The 13,538-nt window shown below is 71.3% G+C and carries 14 protein-coding genes; 10 read left to right on the top strand and 4 right to left on the bottom strand.

Annotated elements, in window-relative coordinates; translation table 11 throughout:
* The 3 genes from HEB94_RS46610 to mshD all read right to left on the bottom strand — a co-directional run bounded on the left by HEB94_RS46610 (position 1) and on the right by mshD (position 4,873).
* Positions 1-1,599: a CYTH and CHAD domain-containing protein gene (locus HEB94_RS46610; RefSeq protein ID WP_192755772.1), complete on the bottom strand. Its 1,599-nt coding sequence runs from the start codon at positions 1,597-1,599 to the stop codon at positions 1-3.
* Positions 1,600-1,723: 124 nt separating this feature from the next.
* Positions 1,724-3,829 (bottom strand): RNA degradosome polyphosphate kinase, encoded by a 2,106-nt coding sequence (locus HEB94_RS46605; protein ID WP_337918590.1) that lies wholly within the window; start codon positions 3,827-3,829, stop codon positions 1,724-1,726.
* Positions 3,830-3,916: 87 nt separating this feature from the next.
* Complete coding sequence (gene mshD / locus HEB94_RS46600) at positions 3,917-4,873, bottom strand: mycothiol synthase (protein ID WP_337918459.1); 957 nt, start codon at positions 4,871-4,873, stop codon at positions 3,917-3,919.
* A 154-nt stretch (positions 4,874-5,027) separates the two neighbouring features.
* Here mshD and HEB94_RS46595 point away from each other — a divergent pair, with 154 nt between their 5' ends.
* The gene (locus HEB94_RS46595; protein WP_192755771.1) at positions 5,028-6,929 is read left to right on the top strand and encodes a bifunctional metallophosphatase/5'-nucleotidase; all 1,902 of its coding nucleotides are present in this window, start codon (positions 5,028-5,030) and stop codon (positions 6,927-6,929) included.
* Positions 6,930-7,002: 73 nt separating this feature from the next.
* Here HEB94_RS46595 and HEB94_RS46590 read toward each other — a convergent pair whose 3' ends face one another.
* The gene (locus tag HEB94_RS46590; protein WP_192755770.1) at positions 7,003-7,764 is read right to left on the bottom strand and encodes a winged helix-turn-helix domain-containing protein; all 762 of its coding nucleotides are present in this window, start codon (positions 7,762-7,764) and stop codon (positions 7,003-7,005) included.
* An 82-nt stretch (positions 7,765-7,846) separates the two neighbouring features.
* Between HEB94_RS46590 and HEB94_RS46585 the strand changes: the two genes are divergently transcribed.
* From HEB94_RS46585 to HEB94_RS46550, 9 genes are all read left to right on the top strand, one after another.
* Complete coding sequence (locus HEB94_RS46585) at positions 7,847-8,116, top strand: MoaD/ThiS family protein (RefSeq protein ID WP_192755769.1); 270 nt, start codon at positions 7,847-7,849, stop codon at positions 8,114-8,116.
* Positions 8,117-8,155: 39 nt separating this feature from the next.
* Positions 8,156-8,746, top strand: coding sequence for a sigma-70 family RNA polymerase sigma factor (locus tag HEB94_RS46580; RefSeq protein ID WP_425550400.1), 591 nt, complete (start codon positions 8,156-8,158; stop codon positions 8,744-8,746).
* Positions 8,743-9,483 (top strand): zf-HC2 domain-containing protein, encoded by a 741-nt coding sequence (locus HEB94_RS46575; RefSeq protein WP_192755768.1) that lies wholly within the window; start codon positions 8,743-8,745, stop codon positions 9,481-9,483. Before HEB94_RS46580 ends, HEB94_RS46575 begins: the two co-directional genes overlap by 4 nt.
* 86 nt (positions 9,484-9,569) lie before the next feature.
* Positions 9,570-9,947, top strand: coding sequence for a TlpA family protein disulfide reductase (locus tag HEB94_RS51940; RefSeq protein ID WP_337918458.1), 378 nt, complete (start codon positions 9,570-9,572; stop codon positions 9,945-9,947).
* A 329-nt stretch (positions 9,948-10,276) separates the two neighbouring features.
* Entirely contained in the window at positions 10,277-11,677 is a 1,401-nt protein-coding gene (locus tag HEB94_RS46565; RefSeq protein ID WP_192755767.1) for a glycosyltransferase, read from the top strand.
* A gap of 34 nt (positions 11,678-11,711) precedes the next feature.
* The gene (locus tag HEB94_RS55005) at positions 11,712-11,822 is read left to right on the top strand and encodes a putative leader peptide (protein WP_420481564.1); all 111 of its coding nucleotides are present in this window, start codon (positions 11,712-11,714) and stop codon (positions 11,820-11,822) included.
* Positions 11,823-11,946: 124 nt separating this feature from the next.
* Positions 11,947-12,204 (top strand): DUF4395 family protein, encoded by a 258-nt coding sequence (locus HEB94_RS46560; protein ID WP_192755766.1) that lies wholly within the window; start codon positions 11,947-11,949, stop codon positions 12,202-12,204.
* The gene (locus tag HEB94_RS46555; RefSeq protein ID WP_192755765.1) at positions 12,194-13,045 is read left to right on the top strand and encodes a sulfurtransferase; all 852 of its coding nucleotides are present in this window, start codon (positions 12,194-12,196) and stop codon (positions 13,043-13,045) included. The genes HEB94_RS46560 and HEB94_RS46555 overlap by 11 nt, the downstream gene beginning before the upstream one ends.
* Positions 13,042-13,362, top strand: coding sequence for a DUF1416 domain-containing protein (locus HEB94_RS46550; protein ID WP_192755764.1), 321 nt, complete (start codon positions 13,042-13,044; stop codon positions 13,360-13,362). Before HEB94_RS46555 ends, HEB94_RS46550 begins: the two co-directional genes overlap by 4 nt.
* The last annotated feature ends 176 nt before the right edge of the window (positions 13,363-13,538 follow it).

Below are 13,538 nucleotides of genomic sequence, written 5' to 3'. Positions count from 1 at the left end.
TCAGAGTCCTTCCGTGAGCCAGTTCCGAAACTTCGGGCGGCGGACGTCGGCCCAGACGGCGGGAAACGCTGCCCGCGCACGCCCGGCCTCGGCCCGCTCCTGCTCGTGCATCACACCGAGCCAGTACGCCGTGAGCACGGGCACCCTACCGGTGGTCGCCAGCCGGGTGAGCGTCTCGGCCGCGACCACGGCGTCCTGGTGTTCGCCGAGCAGGTCGGTGAGCTGGGACAGCCGCTTGGCGAGCCGCGCCGCCGGTTTGCCGAGGGCGGGCGCGCACGCCTCGGCGGTGTAGCGCGCCCGCTTGGCGCGGATCCGGGCGCGATGCCAGACGGCGTCCGGCTGCTTGGTGCCCAGGGATCGCGCGGCCTTGTCCAGCCGCCGCCAGGCGTCGTTGGCCAGGGGCGGCAGCACGTCCCCGCACCGGTCCCGCGGTCCTGGGCGCGTCCGCGGCGCCCAGGCGGCGGCGCGCAGCCGCTCGTGCAGGACGAGGTAGCGCTCGCTCGCCAGCACCCGGTTCGCGGCGTCCCACGCATCGGCCAGCTCGCGGTCGAGGCGGCGGCCCAGGAACTCCCGAACCCGCCCGGCCAGATCGGGGTCGGGCAGCCGGTCGGCGCGGGCGAGCAGCCGTTCGCGCTGCACCTCGGTGTCGCGCAGCGGCGCGAAGGTGTGCGCGAGCCAGCGCAGTTCGGCGTTCAGCTCGTCGCCCCAACCCGGCTCGATCAGCGGCCGGAACGCGCGGAGCCCGGCGCGGAGCCGGCGGGTCGCGACGCGGAACTGGTGGACGGAGTCCTCGGCGTCGAGCCGGACCCGCAGGTCCTCCCGGCGCAGGGCGCCGAAGTAGGTGGTGAGGTACGCCTGGACCGCCGAGCGGGCGGGGGAGTCGGGGGTGAGCTCGGGTACCGGTGGGACGAGCGGCCCGAGCGCCTGTGGATCGCCGAGGAGCCGGGTCGCCTTCGAGCCCACCGCGCTGCCGGCGCCCGCCGAGTGCAGCCGCTCCGCCACCGCGTCGAGCACCTCGGCCGCCCCGCGGGCACCGGCACGGTCCTCGACCTCGAGCTCACGGAAGTGGGTGACCATGGCGCTGGTGGTGCCCGGACCTGTGCCGGGACCTGTGGGACCGGTGCCGGGACCTGGGCGGGGCTCGACCGTGACCCGGTCGTCGGCCAGCTCGGCGAGCTCGGTTCCGTCCGGCCGCAGGAGCGTGCTCCGCGTCCGCTCGGTGCGAAGGCAGCCGTGCGGACCGACCTCCTGGTCGGCCAGCAGCACGCGGATCAGGTCCAGCAGGGCGGCCGGAGGGGTGTCGGCGGTTTCGTCGGCCGAGGGCGGGAACCTGATCTCGTCGCGTACCCGCATACCCGCCGGTCCCTCCTCGGCCGGAAGCACCGCCAGCTTCAGGTGCCACCCCGCGTCCGGACCTCCGGTCCGGCGGCGAAGCACCGCGCCCTGCCGCCACAACCGCAGGTCCGGGGTGTCGAAGTAGGTGGTAACGAGCACGTCGGTGCCGTCTGCCCGGACGCGCACCAGGTCACTCAGATCAGGTGGTTCGTACGCCTCGTCCACGGAGAACTTGCGCTCCCTTTCACGTTCCGCGTGGACCATGCCCCCAGTGTCGCCCCCGCGCCCCGCCTCTGGCGACCACGTGGCCGGGCCAGCCGACTCGTGGCCGCGGCCGTGGACCCACGGGTGGCGCACAACCCGTGGCGCGCCAGGCGCGGCCACCCGATCAGCGGCCCGGGGTGGCCCGCTCCCGCCGGCGGAGCTTCGTCGCGATCAGGTGCTGCTGCAGGTCACGCAGGGGTACGCCGTCGGCGTCGAGGTGGTGACGGGTCCAGGCGCCGTCGGCGTCCAGGTACCACGCGGCGGTCTGGTCGTCGAAGGCGAGCGTCAGCAGTCCGGTGAGCTCTTCCACATGATCGGACTGGGTGAGCTGGGCGAGCGCCTCGACCCGGCGGTCGAGGTTACGGTGCATCAGGTCGGCCGAACCGATCCACACGTCGGGCTCGCCGTCGTTGGCGAACCAGAAGATCCGCGAGTGCTCCAGGAACCGGCCGAGGATGCTGCGGACCCGGATGGTCTCCGACAGGCCCGGAACGCCGGGCTTGAGCGCGCAGATCCCGCGTACCCACAAGTCGACGGGGACGCCAGCCCGCGACGCCTCGTACAGCGCGTCGACCACGGCCTCGTCCACCACGGCGTTGGCCTTGAACCTGATCAGTGCCGGCCGGCCGGCGCGGTGGTGCTCGATCTCGCGGTCGATGCGCTCGATCAGCCCGCTGCGCACCGAGCGTGGTGCCACCAGCAGCCGGTTGTACTCCGTCGTCCGCGCGTAGCCCGACAGCGTGTTGAACAGCGCGCTCAGGTCGGCCGACAGTACGGGGTCGGCGCTGAGTACCCCGAGGTCCTCATACAGCCGGGCCGTCTTCGGGTTGTAGTTGCCGGTGCCGATGTGGGCGTAGCGGCGCAGTCCGTCCGGCTCGTCGCGGACCACGAGCGCCAGCTTGCAGTGGGTCTTCAGCCCGATCAGGCCGTAGACGACGTGGCATCCGGACTGCTCCAGCTGCCGCGCCCAGCGGATGTTGGCCTCCTCGTCGAACCGCGCCTTGATCTCGACGACCACCAGCACCTGCTTGCCCGCCTCGGCCGCGTCGATGAGCGCGTCCACGATCGGCGACTCGTCGTTGGTGCGGTAGAGGGTCTGCTTGATCGCGAGGACCTGGGGGTCGGCGGCGGCCTGCTCGATGAAGCGCTGCACGCTCGTCGAGAACGCGTCGTAGGGGTGGTGGAGCAGCACCTCACGCTGGCGGACGGCGGAGAACACGTCCGGCGGGTGCGCGCTCTCCACCTCGGCGAGTTCGGGGTGGATGGCCGGGATGAACGCGGGGTACTTCAGCTCGGCCCGGTCCAGGTCGGCGATCGCGGACAGTCCGGACAGGTCCAACGGTCCGGTGAGGCGGCACACCTCCTCCTCGCTCACGCCGAGCTCGGAGATCAGGAGGTCCAGCACGTGCGGATCGATGGAGGCCTCCACCTCCAGCCGCACCGGCGGCCCGAAGCGGCGCCGCATGAGCTCCCGCTCCAGCGCCTGCAGGAGGTTCTCGGCGTCGTCCTCCTCCACCTCGAGGTCCTCGTTGCGGGTGACCCGGAAGGTGTGGTGCTGGAGGATGTCCATCCCCGGGAAGAGCTGGTCCAGGTGGGCGGCGATGACGTCCTCCAACGGGACGTAGCGCTGCTTCGCGACCGGGACGAACCTCGGCAGGATCTGTGGCACCTTCACCCGGGCGAAGTGCTCTCCGCGGGTCTGCGGGTTTCGTACCACCACGGCCAGGTTGAGGGAGAGGCCGGAGATGTAGGGGAACGGGTGGGCCGGGTCGACCGCGAGCGGGGTGAGGACGGGGAAGACGCGGGTGCTGAACAGCTCGTGCATCTGCTTCTTGGCGGAGTCGTCGAGGGCGTCCCACCGCAGGATCTCGATGCCCTCGTCCGCGAGTTGGGGCAGCACCTGGTCGTGGAACGCGTCGGCGTGCCGGATCATGAGCTGCCGGGTGCGGGACCAGATGGCCTCCAGCACCTCGCGGGGGAGCAGGCCGGACGCCGCGCGGACGGCGACACCGGCGGCCATCCGGCGCTTCAGGCCGGCGACCCGCACCATGAAGAACTCGTCCAGGTTGTTGGCGAAGATCGCGAGGAATCGCACGCGTTCGAGCAGGGGGACCAGTGGGTCCTCGGCGAGTTCCAGAACGCGGGTGTTGAAGCTGAGCCAGGACAGTTCCCGGTCGAGGAAGCGATCACTGGGTAGATCACCCTTAGTGACGTCGTACGGAGGCTCCACGTCGTACTCGGTGATCTCGGGCCGTCCCAGCTGGATACTCACCCGTCCATCGTGGCATCCCCGCGTGAACGCGCGGTAGCGCGGAAGTCAGGAGTGGCCGTAATGGCCGTACATGACATCGACCGCCGCGCGTGTGAAGCCCAGCTTGCGGTACAACCCGACCGCGGCGGGGTTGTCCCCTTCGACGTACAACGTCACGCTACGTAACCTGCGGTCGCGCAGATAGGCCAGCCCGGTCACAGCCAGTGCTGTGGCCAGGCCCCCGCCCTGGGCACCCGGAGCGACGCCCAGGACGTAGATCTCACCCATCGGGCCGGGCTCGCCGCCGCGGACGTCGCCGGTGTGGATCTTCGTCCAGTGGAACCCCACCAGCTCACCCGCCCGCTCGGCGACGAAGAACCCGTCGGCGTCGAACCAGCCCGCGCCGAGCCGCGCGTCGAGGTCGGCGTGGGTCCAGCGGCCCTGCTCGGGATGGGCGGCGAACGCGGCCGCGTTGACCGCGAGCCAGCGCTCGTCGTCGCGTCCGGGTACGAACGTGCGGATCGTGGTGCCGCTCGGGGGTGCGGCGTCGGGCAGTGGTGCGGCGTCCGGGCCGGTGAGTGGGCGGTGCATCCACCACAGCGAGCGGATCGCCGTGCAGCCGGTCGCGGCCGCGAGCCGGGCGGCGGCCGGATGGGGGCCGTGCGCCCACAGGTGAACGGCCACCGGTCCGGCCTCGGCGAGCACCCGGTCCAGCAGGGCCCGGCCGATGCCCTGGCCGCGGTGGGTGGGGTGGACGACGAGGTCGGCGGAGGCCACCGGCGCGCCGTCCGGCCCCGCACCCTCCTCGGGTGGGTCGAGGTGGGCGTAGCCGACGACCGTCCCGGCGTCGGACACCAGCAGGTGACTGGTCGCCCCCGGTGTGGCGAGGAGCAGCGTGGCGCGTTCGTCGAGGGCGCGTACGCCGTCGACCTCCGCGGCCGCCTTCACCAACGCCTCGACATCGGCGCGTTCGGAGTCGGACAGCTGTGTCGTGGTCTGCACGGAACCCGGCGGAATGCTCACGGCAGTACGGTACGGGTCACTTCACCACCACCGATCCTCGCGTTCACACCAGACCCCAACAGGGAAACGACCGGCGAACTCTTCGTGCCGACGGGGAGCCGGGGCGACCCCGCGAGGTCGGCCGAGGCGAGACGGACAAGACGAAGGAGCATGCATGTCGCGGAGGGGAACGACAGAGCGGCGATCCTTACGACGGGGACCCATACGACGGGGACTCGCGCTGGGCGCTGCCACGGCCGTCGGGTTCGGGCTGGTCGGGCTCGGCTCGGCGTCCGCCGGCACCGCCGACCACGCCGCCTCGGCCACGGACCGCCGTACCGACTTCACCCTGACCATCCTGCACACCAACGACGACGAGTCCCAACTGCTCGGCGTGGACGGCGACACCGACGGCGACGGCACCATCGAGCCGGACGAGACCAGGGCCTACGGCGGCGCGGCCCGCTACGCCACGCTCTGGAACCAGCTCCGCGACCAGGCGGAGCGCGGACGTCCACCGGCCGGCGGCAAGCGCGGCGTCCTCGCGATCTCCGGCGGAGACAACTACCTCGCCGGGCCGGAGTTCTCGGCCAGCACCGAGCACGGCGTCCCGTTCTACGACGCGCTCGCGCTGCGCCGCCTCGGCCTGGACGCCTCCGGGATCGGCAACCACGAGTTCGACTTCGGCCCCGAGGTCTACGCCGACTTCATCGCCAGTATGGCCGGCCCCGCGGGCACGGTGCCCTTCGTCTCGGCCAACCTGGACGTCAGCGCGGAGCCCTCGCTCGCGACGTACGCCGACCGCGGCATCATCCGGTCCTCCACGGTCGTGCGGGAACGGGGCGAGAAGATCGGCGTGATCGGCCTGACCACGCCGGAGTTGCCCACGATCTCCAGCCCCCGCGACGTCAAGGTGAGCGCCGAGCTGGCCGAGATCGCCAACGCCGAGGCGGCCGCCCTCACAAGGCAGGGCGTCGACAAGATCGTCCTGGTCAGCCACCTGCAGGACATCGACAACGAGCTCGCGCTCGTCCCGCAGCTTCGTGGTGTCGACGCCGTGCTCGGCGCCGGTGGCGGCGAGATCCTCGCCAACCCGGGCGTACCGCTGGTCCCGGGAGACACCGCCGAGCGGGGATACCCGCTGTGGGCGAGCGACGCCGACGGCCGCAGCGTCCCCGTCGCCACCACGACGGGCAACTACAAGTACGTCGGCCAGCTGGTGCTGCGCTTCGACCGGGCGGGGCGGCTGCTCGGTGCCGACGACGATCGGAGCCGGCCGGTTCGGGTCTCGGGTGCCGGCACGGACGCGGTGGCCAAGGACCTCTGGACGCGCACCCACGTCGAGGAGCCCGTCGCCGACCACGTCGCGTCCCTCCAGGAGACCGTCCTCGCCCAGAGCGAGGTCGCGCTGGACGGCGTCCGCGACAACGTCCGCAGCCGCGAGACCAACCTGGGCGACCTGCTCGCGGACGCACTGGTGTGGGCGGGCGCCCAGCGTGCGGCGGAGTACGGCGTCACACCGCCGGTGGTCGGCATCCAGAACGGCGGCGGCATCCGCAACGACGCCGTGATCCCGGCCGGTCCGGTGACCGCGCTCGACAGTTACGACGTGGCACCGTTCGCGAACTTCGTCGCGGTCGTGCCCGAGGTGCCCCGGGACACGCTGCGCCAGCTCCTCGAACGCGGTGTGGCGGCATCACCCGAGGCGGCCGGTGCGTTCATGCAGGTCGCCGGGCTGTCCTTCACCTACGACGTCGGCCGGCAGGGGCAGGTCGTCGACGAGTCGACCGGGGAGATCCTCACCCCCGGCGACCGGGTGCGCAGCGTCGTCCTGTCCGACGGGACCGTCCTGGTCCAGGACGGGCAGGTCGTCGACGGGCCGGCGGTCTCGCTCGCCACGAACGACTTCTCCGCCCGCGGTGGTGACGCCTATCCGCTGAAGGGGCTGGACTTCACACCCGTCGGCACGACCTACCAGGGTGCACTGCAGGACTACCTCACCGAGGCGCTGTCGGGGAAGGTGACCGCCGTCGACTATCCGGTCGGCGGCGAGGGCCGCATCACGCCCGTCAGCTGAGGACGGGGGACAGGCGCAGAAACGACCCGTGGGCCGGGCGGAAGCTCCGCCCGGCCCACGGTGGGATGTCTGCTCAGCGACCCGGTGTCTCGCCGGTGAGCGAGCGCGCGTCGTCGGGCACCCTGGTGCTCTCGTCGGAGTCCTCGGGCACCGGCGTGACCGGCTGCGCGACGAACCGGTAGCCGACGTTGCGGACGGTCCCGATCAGGGATTCGTACTCCGGGCCGAGCTTGGCGCGCAGTCGACGTACGTGCACGTCGACGGTGCGGGTGCCACCGAAGTAGTCGTAGCCCCAGACTTCCTGCAGCAGCTGTTGGCGGGTGAACACCCTCCCAGGGTGCTGGGCGAGGAACTTCAGCAGCTCGAACTCCTTGAACGTCAGGTCGAGCGTGCGGCCACCGAGGCGCGAGGTGTAGGTGTCCTCGTCGATGAGCAGCTCGCCCCGCCGGATGACGTGGGGGCGTTCGTCCTCGGCCGACTTCAGCGTCAGCCGGCCGATCGCGACCCGCAGTCGGGCGTCCACCTCGGCCGGCCCGGCCGTGTGGAGCACCACGTCGTCGAATCCCCAGTCGGCGTTGACGGCGGCCAGGCCGCCCTCGGTGACGAGCACCAGAAGGGGGACGTCGATCCCGGTGGTGCGGATCACTCTGGTGAGGCTGCGTGCCTGGACAAGGTCGGTACGGGCGTCGACGAGCACCGCATCAGCAGGACCCACGTCGAGAAGGGCGCTCGCCTCGGCCGGAGCCACGCGCACGTGGTGCGCGAGCAGGCCAAGAGCTGGAACGATCTCCGCCGACGGCTGAAGGGCGTTCGTGAGCAGGACGAGTGTGCTCACCGGACGTCTCCCATGGTCGTGGACCTGGAAATCATGACGACGTTGTCGCCCAGGTCGTCGGTAAAGAGGCAGGATATCTCACGTGAGCGATGCGACGAGTGTGACGGTTCGCTACTGGGCGGCGGCCAAGGAGGCGGCCGGGCTCGCGGAGGAGCAGGTCAGCGCCACCACCCTGGCCGACGCGCTGACCCACGCCCGTGCCCGGCACGCCGACCAGCCCCGCTTCTCCCACGTTCTCGGGTTGAGCTCGCTGCTGATCGACGGCGACCCGGTTGGCAGCCGCGACCCGGCCACGATCCGGCTCGGCGACGGCGCCCGAATTGAGGTACTTCCGCCGTACGCCGGTGGATGAGAGGGCGACCCGGCGAGATTTCCGTGCCAATATCGTCGCGTGTCGGTTGAACCCCCCACCCCCGCCCGCCGTGTAAGCGGTGTGGGGTCGGCTGCGCCTAAGGGGGCGACCGCTGACGAGGAGCTCATACGTCAGCTGTACGCCGAGCACGCGAGAGCGTTGCTCGGTTACGTACTGCGACTGGTACGTGGCGACCGTCAGCGGGCTGAGGACGTCGTTCAGGAGACACTGCTGCGTGCCTGGCGACACCCGGAGTCACTCGACCCCGCCCGTGGGCCGCAGCGCGTGTGGCTCGCGACCGTCGCCCGCAACATCGTGGTCGACGGTGAGCGAGCCCGACGTGCGCGGCCACCCGAGGTAGGCGAGGAAGCGCTCGGGGTGGTGCCTACCGGCGAGGACGACCTCGACCGGGCGATGTTGGCGTGGGAGGTCATGGAGGTGCTGGCGGAGTTGGCGCCGCACCACCGGCAGGTTCTGGTGGAGGTCTACTACCGCGGCCACTCGGTCGCCGAGGCCGCGGACAGGCTCGGCATACCCGTAGGCACGGTGAAAAGCCGTACCTACTACGCCCTCCGACAGCTCAAACTGCTGCTGGAGGAGCGCGGAATGACCCCGGAGGTGGCGTTGTGACCTGTGGGGAGGTCCGTGACTCCCTGGGCGCCTACGCCCTGGGCGCGCTGGAGCCGGCCGAGGCGGCCGCGGTTCGTGATCACCTGGCGGGCTGCCCGGAGTGCCAGGCCGCGCAGGCCGAACTCGCCGGCATTCCCGACCTGTTGGGCCTGCTCCGGCTGGAGGAGGTCGAGCAGGGCGTCGTGGAGCCGGACGAGCTCGGGCTGCAGCGGCTCCTGGGCCGGGTTCGGGCGGAACGGGGCAGAGATCGCCGGCGCCGCCTGCGTGCCGCCCTGGTCGCGGCCGCTCTCGTCGTGATCGTCGCCGGTGGTGGCGGGTGGGCCGTTGCCCACTGGCAGGGCGAGACCGCTCCGGTGGTCGCCCAGCAGTCACCGACACCCACGACACCCACGCCGGCGCCGACGCCGACCACGCCGGCACCGACGCCCCGGCTGACCGCGGCGCCGGTGCACTGGTCGGCCACCAGCGCCGACGAGACCGTCGACGCGACGGCCACGATGAATGGCGTTCCGTGGGGCACGAAGGTCGACATCGTGCTGCACGGGGTGAAGAAGGGTGAGGTCTGCTCGCTCGTGGTCTGGGACCGGTCCGGGCGCCGCTGGGACGGCGGAAGCTGGCGGGTGGCCTACGCGCAGGGCGTGCGGTGGAGCGGCGGGATCGCCGTACCGGCCGGCGAGGTCGAGCGGATCCAGATCTTCGCCCCCGGTGAGCGTCCGCTCCTCACCATGGACAGCTGAGAACTCGTCCCGGTGCTCGACGCGATGACCTCACTCCCGGGCCACTGAGGGCCTCCCGGCCCCGGGCTGGCTCGTACTCTCATGGGGTGGACTCCGCGACGACCGTCGGACCCGACCGTGAGCCAGGCCCCGACCGCCTTATCGCCGCAGACCTCGGGACGGAGCTCGGACACCAGGCGACCCTGGTGCAGTTCTCCTCCGCCTTCTGCGCACCGTGTCGGGCGACCAGGCTGGTGCTGAGCGGCATCGCGGCCACGGAGGTCGGCGTCGCCTACGTCGACATCGACGCGGAGTCCCACCTCGATCTCGTACGCCGTCTCGACGTGGTGAGCACTCCGACGGTCTTCGTCCTGGACCCGCACGGCCGTATCGTCATCCGTGCGGCCGGCCAACCCCGCCGGGCGCAGGTCACCGCCGCACTGGAGCGGATGAAGCGGATGAAACAGTCGTGTTCGGGCGGATGAATCAGTCATGCTCGAGCGGATGAATCCCCCGAAAGTCCGCTAGGGTCTGCACCGGTTCGGCCCGGTTTGGAGTCGAAAGGCCCGCCTACAAGGACTCCTGCCGGGTAAGCAGTAGCTGTGGAACGCGCGAGGTGACGAGATCCGGGTGATCCCCGATTCCGGCACAGGGCGTACCCAGGCCAGTATGGGCAGGGTCGCCGTGTCACGCTTACCGCCGGAGTCGAGCCGGCTCCGGTGTGTGAACGAGCTGGGAGTGCCCTATTCTCGGCGGCCGTGCTGAGGGGCGCGCGCTGAGTACGAATCCGCTGGCCGACACAAGGAGCCGGTCCATGGACCTCCGCCCACTTCTCGGGGCGCGCCGCATCCGCCGCCGTCCGGTCGATGACGACCTCGCCTCGGTGATCGCGCTCGATCCCGCCTCCGCCGCGCGCACCAAGCGGCCGACGCTGCGGATCGCCCACTTCACCGACACCTACCTTCCGCGCCGCGACGGTGTCGTGACCTCCGTCCAGACCCTCACCGCGGCGATGTCGGAACTCGGTCATTCCAGCCTGCTGGTGGTGCCGCGCCACCGCGACCTGCCCGAGGACGAGCAGCTGCTGCGCCTGCCGGCCGTGCCGTGCGGGGTCGCGCAGTTCCGGCTGGCCGCCTGGCCGCGCAGCCGGCACGTGGAGCGGGTGGCGCACTGGCTCCCCAACGTCGTGCACGTCCACACGCCCGGTCCGGTCGGCCTGCTCGGGATCTTCGCGGCCCGCCGGCTGGGGTTGCCGCTGGTGCAGACCTACCACACCGACCTGCGGGCCTACGTCGACGCTTACCGGCTGCCGTCCCCGGTCATCGAGAGCCTCCTACGCTGCTACGCCAGACGGCTCGGGAGCCCCAAGCTGGAGATCCCGCGTGGGGTCTCCCGCACCGAACGCCGGGACGCCACGGTCGACGCCGGCACGGGGCTGCTGCTCGCCGACGCCGACGCCGTACTCGTCCCGACCCCGGCCATCCTGGCCCGCCGCCACCTCCCGATCGACGACGAACGGATCTACGTCGCCCCCACCGGCGTCTCGCTGCCGAGTGTGCCGCCCGGCGCGGGCAAGGCCTTCCGCCGCCGCCACGGCATCCAGCCGGACGAGCCCGTCGTCCTGTTCGTCGGCAGGGTCAACCGGGAGAAGGGCATCCCGCTGCTCACCGAGGCCTTCGGGCGCCTGCGTGACGTCGTTCCGTCCGCCCGCCTGGTGCTGGTGGGAGCGGTCTACGACGCCCGCTGGGTGCAGCGGCTGCTGGAGCAGGCCGGTATCAGCGACCGGACCGTGCTGACCGGCCAGCTCCCACCCGACCAGGTGGCACAGGCCTACGCCGGCTGCGACGTCTTCGGCTTCCCCTCCCTGACCGACACCCAGGGCCTGGTCATCCAGGAGGCGGCGCTCGCGGGCCTGCCCGCGGTGCTGGCCGACGAGGCGCTCCACGGCACCGGTCCGCTCGCCGGCACCGGCGTCCTGGCCGGAACCGACCCCATGCGTTTCGCCGAGGCGCTCGAGGAACTCCTCACGAACCCGGTCAAACGCGCCCAGGTGGGTGAGGAGGCCCGTGCTCGGGCCAAGCAGAACTCCCCGTCCGACTACGCCCAGCGGATGGCCGCGATCTATGGGCGGGCGCTCCGCCGGGCGGGTTCGGCGGAGCGGCAGTCACGCGGCGAGCGGCGCGGTCCGTTCCGGTCTCGCCGTCTCATTGCCTGACCGAAAAGCTCAGTATGCGAGACGACCGTGACAGGTGCCGAGGCTGGTCCGTACCCTGAGCCACGTGCTGTGTAGGACCCTGCTGACCAAACGCCGTGCGGTGGACAACTGCCGCACGTCGACCTGTTTGTGTCCTAGCTTCTGATCGACGGCACCTTTTCTCCCGCCGCTCGCGAAGTCGAGCTTCGTGCCCGCGGGGTCTGCCGTCCCGAACCGGAGCCCAGTGAAGGCTCCGTCCGGACCGATCGGCTCGTCTCTTCGTCAGGAGCATGCGGCCATGTCCTTGCAGGTTCAGCCACCTACGTTCACGCCATCCACCGGCCGGGCGCTCGCCACCCGGCCCGTTGGCCCATGCCTCCGGTACGACGACCTTGGGCGCCGTCGTCACCGGACCCGCCTTCGGTGCCGCGTCCCACAACGCGGCCCTCAGGCTCTGTCTCGGCTGCGAGGCACACCTGCTCGCCCGCCGCGCCCTGTCGGCAACTTCTCAGGAATCCGCGACCAAGGAGGTCCCGCATGAGCCGTGACACCGTCCTCGTCTCCGCCGAATGGGTGGAGCAGCACCTCGACGACCCGACCATCGTCGTGGTCGAGGTCGACGAAGACACCAACGCCTACGACAAGGGCCACATCAAGGGCGCGATCAAGCTCGACTGGCGCGAGGACCTCCAGGACAAGGTCCGTCGCGACTTCGTGGGCAAGCACGCCTTCGAGCAGTTGCTGTCCGCGCGTGGTGTCAGCAACGACCAGACGGTCGTGCTCTACGGCGGCAACAACAACTGGTTCGCGGCCTACGCCTACTGGTACTTCAAGCTGTACGGCCACCAGGACGTCAAGCTGCTCGACGGCGGCCGGAAGAAGTGGGAACTGGACAGCCGCGGGCTGGTCGAGGACGTCCCGTCCTACGCACCCACGCAGTACACCGCGCAGGACCCGGACCTGAGCATCCGCGCCTTCCGCGATGAGGTGGTCGACGCCATCGGTCAGCTCAACCTGGTCGACGTCCGCTCGCCCGACGAGTACTCCGGCAAGCTCCTCGCGCCGGCGCACCTCCCGCAGGAGGTCGCTCAGCGGGCCGGGCACGTCCCGACCGCGGTGAACGTCCCCTGGAGCAAGGCGGCCAACGAGGACGGCACCTTCAAGTCCGATGGTGAACTCCGCGACATCTACGGCGGTGCCGGGGTCGACTTCGACAAGGACACCATCGCCTACTGCCGGATCGGCGAGCGCAGCTCGCACACCTGGTTCGTGCTGCACGAACTGCTGGGTCAGCCCAACGTGAAGAACTACGACGGAAGCTGGACCGAGTACGGCTCGCTCGTGGGCGTGCCGGTCGTGCTCGGTGACAAGCCTGGAGATGCCTCATGAGTGCAAACGACAGCTGCGGCGCGCCGGTGGGCGGTGCCGCTCTGGCCGGGGTCGACCTCGCCAAGGAAGCAGTGATTCAGGGCGTCGTCCGCCAGGACTCCACCCCGGTCGCGGGCGCCTACGTGCGTCTGCTGGACGGCTCGGGTGAGTTCACGGCGGAGGTGCCGACGGGGGAGGACGGCGTGTTCCGGTTCTTCGCCGCGCCCGGCACGTGGACGGTGCGGGCGCTCGCGCCGCGCAGCGCCACCGCCGAGGGTTCGGTGGAGGCCGAGCTCGGCAAGATCGCCGAGGTCGAGCTGGCGCTGACCACCAGCTGACCCATCTCGTCCGACGGGGCGCCCACTCCCGCAGGGGAGGGGCGCCCCGTCGTCATGTCTCCGGCGGTTCGTCCAGGCCGGTCGGAGGCGGCGCGCGCCCGACCCATTCAGGCCGACCGCATGGCGGAAGCCCGGCACGACGGCCGCGGAGCACCCGTCATGATCGTGAAGACTCC

It is taken from the genome of Actinopolymorpha pittospori (genome assembly GCF_014873875.1).
Lineage (GTDB): Bacteria > Actinomycetota > Actinomycetes > Propionibacteriales > Actinopolymorphaceae > Actinopolymorpha > Actinopolymorpha pittospori.
This window is presented reverse-complemented; position numbering and strand designations above follow the sequence as displayed.

What these genes read in the sequence shown, in the direction of transcription:
- HEB94_RS46610 (WP_192755772.1), bottom strand. Translation starts at nt 1,599, where the DNA reads ATGGTCCACGCGGAACGTGAAAGGGAGCGCAAGTTCTCCGTGGACGAG.
- HEB94_RS46595 (WP_192755771.1), top strand. Translation starts at nt 5,028, where the DNA reads ATGTCGCGGAGGGGAACGACAGAGCGGCGATCCTTACGACGGGGACCC.
- HEB94_RS46565 (WP_192755767.1), top strand. Translation starts at nt 10,277, where the DNA reads ATGGACCTCCGCCCACTTCTCGGGGCGCGCCGCATCCGCCGCCGTCCG.
- HEB94_RS46560 (WP_192755766.1), top strand. Translation starts at nt 11,947, where the DNA reads ATGCGGCCATGTCCTTGCAGGTTCAGCCACCTACGTTCACGCCATCCA.
- HEB94_RS46555 (WP_192755765.1), top strand. Translation starts at nt 12,194, where the DNA reads ATGAGCCGTGACACCGTCCTCGTCTCCGCCGAATGGGTGGAGCAGCAC.
- HEB94_RS46550 (WP_192755764.1), top strand. Translation starts at nt 13,042, where the DNA reads ATGAGTGCAAACGACAGCTGCGGCGCGCCGGTGGGCGGTGCCGCTCTG.